We start from the raw sequence: 11,727 nt of genomic DNA, 5'->3' as shown, positions 1-11,727 counted from the left end.
ATCGTCGGGACCGGCGCAACCGAGTGTGCCGATGATCAGGCCGGCGCCGTAGCCCGACGCGCGTCGCAAAAAGCCACGCGCGGGCCGCACCGGCAACAGAGGGAGACAACGTCATGACTGGCAATGCCGAGAATGCCGACGGTTCCACCCATGCCGGTGCCCACGGCGGCTACGGTGGGCACGACGGCTCGCAGAGTTTCTGGACGAAGTACGTCTGGAGTCAGGACCACAAGGTGATCGCGGTGCAGTACGCCTGCACCGCCATTGCCGTCGGATTGGTCGGCCTCGTGCTGTCCAACCTCATGCGTCTGCAACTGGGCTTCCCCGGCAAGTTCTCCTTCATCGACGCCAGTCACTACTACCAGTACGTCACCATGCACGGCATGATCATGGTGATCTATCTGCTCACTGCGCTCTTCCTCGGCGGCTTCGGCAACTACCTGATTCCGCTGATGGTCGGCGCGCGCGACATGGTCTTCCCGTTCCTGAACATGCTCAGTTACTGGGTGTATCTGCTGGCCGTGATCGTGTTGATGGTGAGCTTCTTCGTGCCCGGTGGCCCCACCGGTGCAGGCTGGACGCTCTATCCTCCACAGGCCATCCTGCCCGGCACACCGGGCACCGAGTGGGGCATCGTGCTCATGCTCGTCTCGCTGCTGATCTTCATCGTGGCAGCGACGATGGGCGGCCTGAACTACGTCACTACCGCATTGCAGGCACGCACCGAAGGCATGACGTTGCTGCGCATGCCGCTCACCGTGTGGGGCATCGTGATGGCCACGGTGCTGGCGCTACTCGCATTCCCCGCACTGTTCGTCTCCGGCGTGATGATGCTGCTCGACAAGACGCTGCACACGAGCTTCTTCATGCCTGCAGTCGTGTCGATGGGGCAGCCGCTCGACTATCGCGGCGGCAGCCCGCTGCTGTTCCAGCATCTCTTCTGGTTCTTCGGCCATCCCGAGGTCTACATCGTCGCGTTGCCTGCGTTCGGCATCGTGTCCGATCTCATCAGCGTTCACGCGCGCAAGAACATCTTCGGCTACCGCATGATGGTCTGGGCAATTCTTGCCATCGGCGTGCTGTCGTTCGTCGTGTGGGCGCACCACATGTTCATCAGCGGCATGAATCCGTACTTCGGATTTCTGTTTGCGACGACTACGCTCATCATCGCGATTCCGACCGCGATCAAGGTCTACAACTGGGTGCTCACGCTCTGGCGTGGCGACATCCATCTGACGGTGCCGATGCTGTTCTCCATCGGCTTCATCAGCACGTTCGTGATCGGCGGACTGACGGGGCTGTTCCTCGGCAATGTGAGTGTGGACATGCCGCTGTCGAACACCTACTTCGTCGTTGCGCACTTTCACATGGTGATGGGCGTGGCGCCCCTGCTGGTGGTCTTCGGCGGCATTTACCACTGGTATCCGCTGGTCACTGGCAGACGGCTGAACGACCGGCTCGGTCAGTGGCACTTCTGGATCACTTTTCTCGGCACCTACGCGATCTTCTTCCCGATGCACTACCTCGGCATTCTCGGCATGCCGCGACGCTACTACGAGTTCCAGAACTACAGCTTCATTCCCGAATCCGCGCACACGATGAACGCATATATCTCGGTCGCCGCATTCGTCGTGGCGCTGGGGCAGTTGCTGTTCCTGTTCAACCTTGCGTGGAGTGTGCGACACGGCAAACCGGCCGGTCTGAATCCGTGGCGTGCCGCGTCGCTCGAATGGCAGACACCACACGCGCCGCCCGGACATGGCAACTGGGGCACGGTGTTGCCGACGACATATCGCTGGCCCTATGAATACAGCGTGCCGGGCGATGTCGACGATTTCGTGCCGCAGAACCTCGCCCCCGATCCGCGACGTCCCGCCACGCTGGTGGACGGCGACTCGGCGGCGCTGCACGGCGGTGGCAGCAAAGCACCCCCCTCGCCCGATGCCCCGAAAGGAGCGACACCATGAGACCCGTTCCGTCGTGGCCGCCGATGCCCCCCGATGGCATTCCCGGCGGCGTTCCCGTGATGCAACCGCGCAGGCGTGCGGCATCGCAAGTGGCGCTCTGGTGGCTCATGGGCGTGATCGGCATGTTGTTCGCGCTGATGCTCGTGGCGTACGTCATGCGCATGAGTCTTGGCGACTGGCGCCCGTTGCCGCCCGTCAATGCGCTGTGGGTCAATACGGGCGTGCTGGCGGCGGCGTGCATCGTGATGCAGTCGGCCGCGTCGCAGGCAAAGCGAGGTGAACTACGACGCTCGCAGCGCGACTGGGTCCTCGCCGGTGCACTCGCGCTGGCGTTCATTGCCGGACAATTCTGGGTATGGCGAGATCTCGCGCTGCGTCGCTACGGCGTGTCGGGCAACCCGGCCAACAGCTTCTTCTTCCTGCTGACCGGACTGCACGCACTGCATCTGCTTGGCGGCGTGGTGGCATGGGCGTTGCTGATTCCGCGTCGTGTGACGCACGCCGCACGGGCCAGACGTCTCTCGCTCACCGCGCAGTACTGGCACTTCCTGTTCGTGTTGTGGGTGGTGCTGTTCGCGGCCATCGTCAATCTCACGCCGGAGATCGCGCAGCGTCTGTGCGGCACCGGCGTTGCGCCGTAAGTCCATGCATCGGCCCGGCCAGGAGACGCCTCGTGAATACGTCATCGACTACCCCATCCTCCGCTGTGCCCGCCATCGCACCGCCTGACGGCTGGCGCGGCGTCGTCACCGACTGGTCCGGCGACCGCGCAACGTTCCGGGTGCCGTGGGGCAAGGCGATGATGTGGATCTTCCTGCTCTCGGACACCTTCGTGTTCAGCAGCTTCCTGATCGGCTACATGACGGTGCGCATGTCGACGACCGCGACGTGGCCGAATCCGGCGGAGATCTTCGCGCTCAATGTGGGTGGACATCCGGTGCCGCTCCTGCTCATTGCGATCATGACGTTCGTGCTCATCACGAGCAGCGGCACGATGGCGATGGCGGTGAATTACGCGTACCGGCGCGACCGCGACAAGACCGCGGCGTGCATTCTCGCAACGGCGTATTTCGGCATCGCCTTCGTCGGCATGCAAGCCTTCGAATGGACGAACCTGATCGTGCACGAAGGCATTCGTCCGTGGGGCAATTCGATGGGGGCGGCGCAGTTCGGTGCGTGCTTCTTCATGATCACCGGGTTTCACGGGCTGCATGTCAGCGCAGGCGTGATCTATTTGCTGACGGTCATGCGCAAGGTGCTCAACGGCACACTGGAGCGACGCGGCAACTACGAACTGGTGGAGATCGCGGGCCTGTACTGGCACTTCGTCGATCTCGTGTGGGTGTTCATCTTTGCGCTGTTTTATCTCTGGTAGGAGGCGCGATGGAATCCTCTGCGGCGGCGACGCAAAGTGCCGGTCACACCGGACAACAACACGCGGTCGGCCTCTATCTGAAAGTGTGGGGGCTGCTGTTCGTGCTCTCGACGTTCTCGTATCTCGTCGACTACGCGAATCTGCAAGGCTATCTGCGCTGGGGACTGATTCTCGCGCTGATGATCGCCAAGGCGGGCCTCATCGTCGCGGTGTTCATGCACATGCGATGGGAGCGACTCGCGCTCGTCTACGCCATTCTGATTCCGCCGTTGGCCCTGCTGGTGCTGATGTCGCTGATGGCGTCGGAAGCGGACTTCACGTTCGTCACGCGGCTCGCGCACTTTCACTGAGTTGCGACGATTCGCTGGAGACGTCGGCAACGTCAGCGCCTCACAGCAATTCCACCAGTCGACGGTCGCTCTTCTGACAATACTCCGCACACGCGGCGCGCGCGGCGTTGCCCGCGCCATGCACAAACAGCGGCGCGTCGGCACGGCGCGACATCGACACGACGATGGACGGCGGCGCTGGCTGCAAGGGCAGCTCGACGACCTCACCGTTGGCGATCAGTGCGTCGACGAACAGACGCGGAATCGCGGCGACACCGAACCCGTCGCGCACCAACTGCACGATCACGGCAATCGACGGCGAGCCGGTAATGCGCGTCTCCGAGAGCGGCACGCCGTGCACACCGGCCAGCTTGGCGACGATGTCTTCAAGCGCGCGATGCGGCGCGGTCCCGCGTCCGTACGTCAGGATCGGATGCTGTAAGACCTGCTTCGCAAGCCCGCTGCGCGTGTTCGGAAACATGCCTTTGCGCGCAATCCAGTGCACCGGATAGTTGGCGAGTGCGTTGCACACCACACTGCTGTCGTCGCTGCCTTCCACGCGAATGATGAGGTCGAGCTCGTCGGCCATGAGACGCCGCTGCAACTGCACGGAGACGTCGACCGTCAGCTCGACCTCGAGCGTCGGGTAGTCGGCAGCGAGGCGTCGCAGATAGTTCGGCAGCCAACTGTGTACGACCGTCTCGATCACCCCCAGACGCAGCCGTCCGCGCAACGTGCTTTCCCCGGACGCTGCCGCCTGCAAGCGACGCGCAGCCTCCACCACCGCCTTCGCATAGCCCAGCAGGTATTCCCCGTTCGGCGTGAGTCGAAACTCGCGGCTGTCGCGGTCGACAAGCTCGGTCTTCAGTTCCTCTTCCAGCACCTTGAGACGCTGCGAGATGGCCGCGGGCGTCGCATGCAACGCAGTGGCTGTCGCGCGAAAGTTGCGCAGCTTGGCGAGCGTAACGAAGGTTTCGAGAAAGCGCGTGTTCATGAGGCTCCGTGAGCGTCGGTAGGCCGCAAAGGCCGGGAAGCGACCCAAAGTCTGCGACGCATGGTGTGCAGTGTGCTGAACGGTGCAGTGAAAATAAATGCAACGAACCTCGGGAAAACCCCCGAAGTTGTTAAGAAATTCTATACACAGAGGCGAACAAAAACTCGTTAGCGGCAACTTTTTTTTCTTCCTATGCTTCTGCCATCTGATGCCGCATTGGCATCTCCCACTCAAGCCGGATCTGCCATGAACCACCGAGCCACCCCGCACGACTTCACTTCGCAACGCGACACCATCACGCCGTACGAGTTTCGTCAGGCCGTGCGCTCGGCGCAGTTCCGTGGCCCGACCGCTGGCTATTGCGGCGACTTCGCGCAGGCAAATCTCGCAATCGTGCCGGTAGCGCATGCGCACGATTTCCTGCGTTTTTGCCAGAGCAATCCGAAAGCGTGCCCACTGCTGGGCGTTGGCGAGCCGGGGCAGTGGCACGTGCCTGCGCTGGGGCGCGAAGTCGATATCCGCACCGACGTGCCGGGCTACAACGTCTATCGCGACGGCAAGCTCGATGCGCAGGTCGATAACCTCGCAGAGTTCTGGCAGAGCGACTTCGTGGTGTTCGCCATCGGTTGCTCGTTCTCGTTCGAAGACATGCTGGCGAAAGCGGGCATCCCGCTGCGTCACGTGGAAGAGGGCCGCAATGTGCCGATGTACCGCACCAACATCGCGAATCAGCGCGCTGGCAAGTTCGGTGGCGAACTGGTCGTGTCGATGCGGCCGATGAAGGGCGCAGATGCCATTCGCGCCGTGCAGATCACGAGCCGCTTTCCCGGCGTGCACGGCGCGCCGATCCATATCGGCGACCCGTCGGCGCTGGGCATTGCCGACCTGTCGAAGCCGGATTTCGGCGACGCCGTGACGATTCGCGACGGTGAGCTGCCCGTGTACTGGGCCTGTGGCGTCACGCCGCAAACGGCGCTCATGGGCGCGAAGCTGCCGCTCGCGATCGGGCACCGCCCCGGCTACATGCTGATGACGGACATCACGAACGCGTCGCTGGCCGTCTTCTGACGTCATTCAGGAACTGCAAGACCCGCAATACCCGCAGTCCCCGCACTACCCAGCATTAACGAATCAGCAAAAGAACCGCGCCATCAAGGGCTGCGGCGGGAGAGGTGTTGCCCGCCGGTGACGACTTACGCCTGTCGGATGAGCGTGGCCCGAGTGCATCACACGGCAAGTCAGGACATCACCGGAGCCTTTTTCTCATGGAAAGCAAAACCCCTCTCGCGCCCCCCGTCGGGACAGATTCCTCGGTACCCACCGAAGGTGGCGGCAGCCTGTTCGGCTGGTACGGCGACGCCACACCGCGCGAAAAGCGCGCGTTCTGGAGCTGCAAGGTCGGCTACATGCTCGACGGCATGGACACGCAGATGCTGAGCTTCGTCATCCCGACGTTGATCGCCACGTGGGGCATCAGCCTCGCAGACGCGGGCTTCATCGGCACACTCACGCTGCTCGCCTCGGCCCTCGGCGGCTGGGTGGCGGGCATCCTCTCGGATCGCATCGGCCGCGTGCGCACGCTGCAACTCACCGTGCTGTGGTTCGCCGTATTCACCGGGCTGTGCGGCCTGGCACAGAACTACCATCAACTGCTCGCCGCGCGTGCGCTCATGGGCTTCGGCTTCGGCGGCGAATGGACGGCGGGCGCCGTGCTCATCGGCGAAGTGATCCGCGCTCGCGACCGCGGCAAAGCCGTGGGCCTCGTGCAATCGGGCTGGGCCATCGGCTGGGGGCTGACGGCCATCCTCTACTCGGTGCTGTTCTCGCTGATGCCGGGCGAGTTGGCATGGCGCGCGTTGTTCCTGATCGGGCTGCTGCCTGCATTGCTCGTGCTCTTCATTCGCCGCTATGTGCAGGAGCCGGAGGTGTACCAGAAGGAGAAGGCCAAGCAGGCGAAGTCGGAAGACGCACCCGGTATGGCGGCCATCTTCAGCCCGGCGCTGCTCTCCACGACGATTCGCGCCGCATTGCTGACGACCGGCGCACAAGGTGGCTACTACGCCATCACGACCTGGCTGCCGACGTACCTGAAGACGGAGCGCCACCTCACCGTGATGGGCACCGGCGGCTATCTCGCGATGATCATTTTCGGCTCGTGGGTCGGCTATCTCGCGAGTTCGTATCTGACGGATCGTCTGGGCCGTAAGCCGAACTTCATTCTGTTCGCTGTGGGCTCGATGGTGATCGCGTTCTCGTACACCTCGTTGCCGCTGACGGACAGCGCGATGTTCTGGCTCGGCTTCCCGCTCGGCTTCTTCGCGTCGGGCATCTTCAGCGGCATGGGCGCGTTCCTGACCGAGTTGTTCCCCACGCGGGTTCGCGGCTCCGGACAAGGCTTCTGCTACAACGTCGGCCGTGCCATCGGCGCACTGTTCCCGTTTCTGATCGGCATGCTCTCGAAGGAATACGGCCTGGGCACGACCATCGGCATCTTCGCCGGTGTGGCCTACGGCGTGCTGATCATCGCCGCACTCACGCTGCCCGAGACGCGCGGTCGCGAACTCGAATCGCTTGAAACCACCACGCACTGATCGACTGAATTGATCGATTGAGGCAAGGCGGTGCTCTGCGCACCGCCTGTCACCGCCGCGCTATCGCTTCTCGCCTGATCCCCCGACTGACACCCCCCCTGTTTTGCGAATGACATCATGACGAACGCTCTCACGCCCCCTGCCCAAAACCGCGCGCCTGCGCATCAGACCGCGTCGCGCTGGCAGTTCTGGATCGACCGTGGCGGTACCTTCACCGACATCGTGGCGCGTCGCCCCGACGGCACGCTCGTCACGCACAAATTGCTCTCCGAGAACCCCGAGCAGTACCGCGACGCCGCCGTCGCGGGCATCCGCCACCTGCTGGGGCTGAGGGCAGACGAGCCGATCACGCCTGATCTCGTAGACATGGTGAAGATGGGCACGACCGTGGCGACCAACGCCTTGCTTGAACGCAAGGGCGAACCGCTGGCGCTCGTGACGACGCACGGCTTTCGCGACGCGCTGCGCATCGCGTATCAGAATCGTCCTCGACTGTTCGATCTCAACATTGCATTGCCTGAGGCGCTGTACGCCGACGTCGTGGAAATCGACGAGCGTGTGGGTGCACACGGCGAAGTCGTTCGCGAGCTGGATGTCGTCACTGCGCGCAGCGCGCTCGAAGCGCTCTATGCGAAGGGTATTCGTGCGGTGGCTATCGTGTTGATGCACGGCTACCGCTATCAGGCCCATGAGAAGACGCTCGCCGTGATGGCGCGCGACATCGGCTTCACGCAAGTCTCCGTCTCACACGAAGTCTCGCCGCTGATGAAGCTGGTCTCGCGCGGGGACACCACGGTTGTGGACGCGTATCTGTCGCCGATCCTGCGCCGGTACGTCGAACAGGTGGCGAAGGAAATGCCGGGCGTGAATCTGCAATTCATGCAGAGTAGCGGCGGGCTGACGCGCGCCGACAACTTCCAGGGTAAGGACGCGATTCTCTCCGGCCCCGCAGGCGGTATCGTCGGCATGGTGCGCGCGTCGAGCGCTGCGGGCTTCGAGCGCGTGATCGGCTTCGATATGGGCGGCACGTCGACGGACGTCTCGCACTACAACGGTGAGTTCGAGCGCGTGTTCGAGACGCAGGTCGCCGGGGTGCGCATGCGTGCGCCGATGATGAGCATTCACACGGTGGCGGCGGGCGGTGGTTCGGTATTGTCGTTCGACGGCACGCGTCTGCGCGTGGGACCGGAGTCGGCGGGCGCGAACCCTGGTCCGGCGGCGTATCGTCGGGGCGGCCCGCTCGCGGTCACCGACTGCAACGTCATGCTCGGCAAGATTCAACCCGCGCACTTCCCGAAGGTCTTCGGTCCGCACGCCAACGAACCGCTCGATCGCGACGTCGTGGTGGCGAAGTTCACGGCACTGGCCGCCGAGATCGAGCAAGCGACGGGCCGACGTCAGACCCCAGAAGCCCTCGCCGAGGGCTTCCTCGACATCGCCATCGGAGCGATGGCCAACGCCATCAAGAAAATCTCCGTGCAGCGCGGCCACGACGTGAGTCGCTATGTGCTGACGACGTTCGGCGGCGCGGGCGGTCAGCACGCGTGCGGCGTGGCCGATGCGCTCGGCATGACCAAAGTCTTCGCGCATCCGCTGGCGGGCGTGCTGTCGGCCTACGGCATGGGTTTGGCCGACCAGACGGCGATGCGCGAACGCATGATCGAAGCGCCGCTGGCCGACGACGGTCTCGCGGCACTCGAAGACGCCCTCGGCGCGCTAGCCGACGATGCGGTGAATGCGCTCCTGTCGCAGGGCGTGCCGCCGTCGCGTATCGAGACGGTGCGTCGGGTGCACGTGCGTTATGCGGGCACGGACTCGGCTATCGCCGTGCCGTTCGGCAGCGTGGCGCAGATGCGCGACGCGTTCGAAGCCGCGTACCGTCAGCGCTATTCGTTCCTGATGGACGGGGCGGCGCTGATCGTCGAAGTGGCGTCGGTCGAGGCCATCGGACTGTCGGATGCGCCCGTCGACATTGCCCCGCTTGAAGTCCGCACATCCGGCGCGCCGCAAGCCATCGATCGGGTGAAGCTCTACGCCGCGGGTACGTGGCACGATGCGGCGCTGTTCGAGCGCGACACCCTGCTGGCGGGCGACACCCTCGACGGTCCCGCCATCGTCGCGGAAAAGAGCGGTACGACAGTGGTCGAGCCGGGCTGGCAGGCGCAGATGACCGGGCAGGGCAACCTCGTGCTCACGCGCGTGGTGCCCCGGGAAACCCAGCGCGGGCTCGGCACGCAGGCCGATCCGGTGCGCCTGGAAATCTTCAACAATCTTTTCATGTCGATTGCCGAGCAGATGGGGCTGCGTCTGCAAAATACGGCGTACTCGGTGAACATCAAGGAGCGTCTGGACTTCTCGTGCGCGCTGTTCGACCGTGACGGCAGCCTCATCGCCAACGCACCGCACATGCCGGTGCACCTGGGTTCGATGGGCGAGAGCATCAAGACGGTGATCGAGCGCAATCGCGGGCGCATGCGCGAGGGCGACGTCTTCATGCTCAACGATCCGTACCACGGCGGCACACACTTGCCGGACGTCACCGTCATCACGCCGGTGTTCGTCAAAGATGACGACGGTGCATCGGGTTCACACGTGGCGGAACCGCTGTTCTACGTCGGATCGCGTGGCCATCACGCAGATATCGGCGGGATCACGCCGGGCTCGATGCCGCCGGATTCCACGCACGTCGAAGAAGAGGGCGTGCTGATCGACAACTGGCAACTCGTGGCCGCCGGCGAACTGCGCGATCGCGAGACACGAGAGTTGCTCGGTGGCGCACGCTATCCGGCGCGCAACATCGACCAGAACATGGCCGATCTGCGCGCGCAGGTGGCAGCGAACCAGAAGGGCGTGGACGAGCTGCGCCGCATGGTGAACGACTTCGGACGCGACGTCGTGCTGGCGTACATGGGGCACGTGCAGGACAACGCCGAGGCGGCGGTGCGTCGCGTGATCGGTGCGTTGGGCGACGGGCATTACCGCTATCCGCTCGACAACGGGGCGGTCATCGACGTGACGATTCGTGTCGATCAGGCGTCGAGAAGCGCCACCATCGATTTCACCGGCACGTCGGCGCAACTGCCGAACAACTTCAACGCCCCGCGTGCGGTGTGCATGGCGGCGGTGCTGTACGTCTTCCGCACGCTTGTGGACGACGACATCCCGCTCAACGCGGGCTGTCTGAAGCCGCTCACGGTGATCGTGCCGGAAGGGTCGATGCTCAACCCCGTGTATCCGGCGGCGGTGGTGTCGGGCAACGTGGAGACGTCGTCGGCGATCACCAACGCGCTTTACGGTGCGCTCGGTAGCGTGGCCTCAAGTCAGGGCACGATGAACAACTTCACCTTCGGCAACGAGACATACCAGTACTACGAAACCATCTCGGGCGGTAGCGGGGCGGGCAATGGCTTCAACGGTTCGGATGCCGTGCAGACGCATATGACGAACTCGCGTCTGACCGATCCGGAAGTGCTGGAGTGGCGCTATCCGGTGCGCCTTGAGAGCCATCGCATTCGTGTGGGGTCGGGCGGCAGCGGACGCTGGCAAGGCGGTAACGGCGCGGTGCGACGTATTCGCTTTCTCACGCCGATGACTGCGTCGATTCTGTCCAACAATCGTGTGCACGCACCGTTCGGTGCGCAGGGCGGTGGGACGGGCGCGCTGGGCGCTAACTACGTTGAGCGCGTAGATGGTTCGCGCGAAGCGTTGGCACACATCGGACGCACGCAGATGCGGCCGGGCGACATCTTTGTCGTGGAGACGCCGGGAGGCGGTGGCTTCGGGCAGGCGTGAATCCGAAGGTTCGATCTAAAGCAGCATGGCCGGAGCGCCCCGCCGGATAAGGGGCTGCGCATCGTGCAACGCGATGCGCGTAACCACTTCGTCACTGGGAAATGACTGAAGTGAGGCCGGTTCCCGGAAGGGAATGCGGTCTTTGCAAAGGCGCACCATGAGGACCTCCGTACGATGCCGTTGTCGTGATGACAACCGCTACGAAACGTACGGAGGTGCCCTGAAATGTCCCAGATGTCCCTGAAGTCCTTGAAGTCCGAAGTGCCTCAAGACCCGAACGCCCAGAACGCCACCGAGGCGACGTCCTCCTCCTCCTCACTCCCCGAAAGCCATGACCCGGAAGCCCTGCTCGCGCAGTACGAGCGCGCGTGCGGCGAGATCCAGATGGCCGGTCGCAAGCTGGCGCGTCAGACGCTCGACTACCAGACGGTACTCGACGAGATCGAGCGCATGGAAAAGGCTGATACACCGCAGGCGAGGGACAAGCTCGCCCGTCTCGACGCGCTGCTCGACAGCGAAGCGTTTCAGCGCGAAGCGCGCGAGATCGAACGCATGGCGGTCGCTCTGGCGGGTGTGATCGAACGGTTGAACGCCGAGATGCCCGCAGCGGACGACGAACCGGCGCGCGCTTCGGCGCGTAGCCGGGCGATGCATCGGACCTGTGCGTGACGGAGGCGAC

At 64.0% G+C, this 11,727-nt stretch carries 9 protein-coding genes; 8 read left to right on the top strand and 1 reads right to left on the bottom strand.

Annotated features, from left to right (window positions below; all coding sequences use genetic code 11):
- Window positions 1-113 precede the first annotated feature (113 nt).
- Genes ctaD through NA29_RS24355 form a run of 4 tightly spaced genes read left to right on the top strand, consistent with a single transcriptional unit; the run spans window position 114 to window position 3,692 of the window.
- Complete coding sequence (gene ctaD, locus NA29_RS24370) at window positions 114-1,967, top strand: cytochrome c oxidase subunit I (RefSeq protein WP_039393868.1); 1,854 nt, start codon at window positions 114-116, stop codon at window positions 1,965-1,967.
- Window positions 1,964-2,608, top strand: coding sequence for a cytochrome c oxidase subunit 3 (locus tag NA29_RS24365; RefSeq protein WP_084104106.1), 645 nt, complete (start codon window positions 1,964-1,966; stop codon window positions 2,606-2,608). The genes ctaD and NA29_RS24365 overlap by 4 nt, the downstream gene beginning before the upstream one ends.
- Before the next feature lie 32 nt (window positions 2,609-2,640).
- Complete coding sequence (locus NA29_RS24360; protein WP_052252363.1) at window positions 2,641-3,342, top strand: heme-copper oxidase subunit III family protein; 702 nt, start codon at window positions 2,641-2,643, stop codon at window positions 3,340-3,342.
- Between the two features lie 8 nt (window positions 3,343-3,350).
- Window positions 3,351-3,692, top strand: coding sequence for a cytochrome C oxidase subunit IV family protein (locus tag NA29_RS24355; protein WP_039393862.1), 342 nt, complete (start codon window positions 3,351-3,353; stop codon window positions 3,690-3,692).
- Between the two features lie 40 nt (window positions 3,693-3,732).
- Here NA29_RS24355 and NA29_RS24350 read toward each other — a convergent pair whose 3' ends face one another.
- Window positions 3,733-4,665 (bottom strand): LysR family transcriptional regulator, encoded by a 933-nt coding sequence (locus NA29_RS24350; protein ID WP_039393860.1) that lies wholly within the window; start codon window positions 4,663-4,665, stop codon window positions 3,733-3,735.
- 294 nt (window positions 4,666-4,959) lie between these two features.
- On the opposite strand from NA29_RS24350, the gene NA29_RS24345 reads away from it, so the two are divergent.
- The 4 genes from NA29_RS24345 (at window position 4,960) to NA29_RS24330 (ending at window position 11,717) form a co-directional block, all read left to right on the top strand.
- Window positions 4,960-5,733: a putative hydro-lyase gene (locus NA29_RS24345; protein ID WP_039401654.1), complete on the top strand. Its 774-nt coding sequence runs from the start codon at window positions 4,960-4,962 to the stop codon at window positions 5,731-5,733.
- Between the two features lie 197 nt (window positions 5,734-5,930).
- Window positions 5,931-7,256, top strand: coding sequence for an MFS transporter (locus tag NA29_RS24340; protein ID WP_039393858.1), 1,326 nt, complete (start codon window positions 5,931-5,933; stop codon window positions 7,254-7,256).
- 117 nt (window positions 7,257-7,373) lie between these two features.
- Complete coding sequence (locus tag NA29_RS24335; protein ID WP_039393856.1) at window positions 7,374-11,048, top strand: hydantoinase B/oxoprolinase family protein; 3,675 nt, start codon at window positions 7,374-7,376, stop codon at window positions 11,046-11,048.
- A 225-nt stretch (window positions 11,049-11,273) separates the two neighbouring features.
- Window positions 11,274-11,717 carry a hypothetical protein gene (locus NA29_RS24330; protein WP_150777620.1) on the top strand — a complete coding sequence of 148 codons (444 nt, stop codon included), beginning with the start codon at window positions 11,274-11,276 and terminating at the stop codon, window positions 11,715-11,717.
- The last annotated feature ends 10 nt before the right edge of the window (window positions 11,718-11,727 follow it).

The organism is Pandoraea sputorum (genome assembly GCF_000814845.2).
GTDB lineage: Bacteria > Pseudomonadota > Gammaproteobacteria > Burkholderiales > Burkholderiaceae > Pandoraea > Pandoraea sputorum.
The sequence above is the reverse complement of the archived record's forward strand: the minus strand, read 5'-3'. Positions and strand labels throughout refer to the sequence as shown.

What these genes read in the sequence shown, in the direction of transcription:
- ctaD (WP_039393868.1), top strand. Translation starts at nt 114, where the DNA reads ATGACTGGCAATGCCGAGAATGCCGACGGTTCCACCCATGCCGGTGCC.
- NA29_RS24355 (WP_039393862.1), top strand. Translation starts at nt 3,351, where the DNA reads ATGGAATCCTCTGCGGCGGCGACGCAAAGTGCCGGTCACACCGGACAA.
- NA29_RS24330 (WP_150777620.1), top strand. Translation starts at nt 11,274, where the DNA reads ATGTCCCAGATGTCCCTGAAGTCCTTGAAGTCCGAAGTGCCTCAAGAC.
- NA29_RS24335 (WP_039393856.1), top strand. Translation starts at nt 7,374, where the DNA reads ATGACGAACGCTCTCACGCCCCCTGCCCAAAACCGCGCGCCTGCGCAT.
- NA29_RS24340 (WP_039393858.1), top strand. Translation starts at nt 5,931, where the DNA reads ATGGAAAGCAAAACCCCTCTCGCGCCCCCCGTCGGGACAGATTCCTCG.
- NA29_RS24365 (WP_084104106.1), top strand. Translation starts at nt 1,964, where the DNA reads ATGAGACCCGTTCCGTCGTGGCCGCCGATGCCCCCCGATGGCATTCCC.
- NA29_RS24350 (WP_039393860.1), bottom strand. Translation starts at nt 4,665, where the DNA reads ATGAACACGCGCTTTCTCGAAACCTTCGTTACGCTCGCCAAGCTGCGC.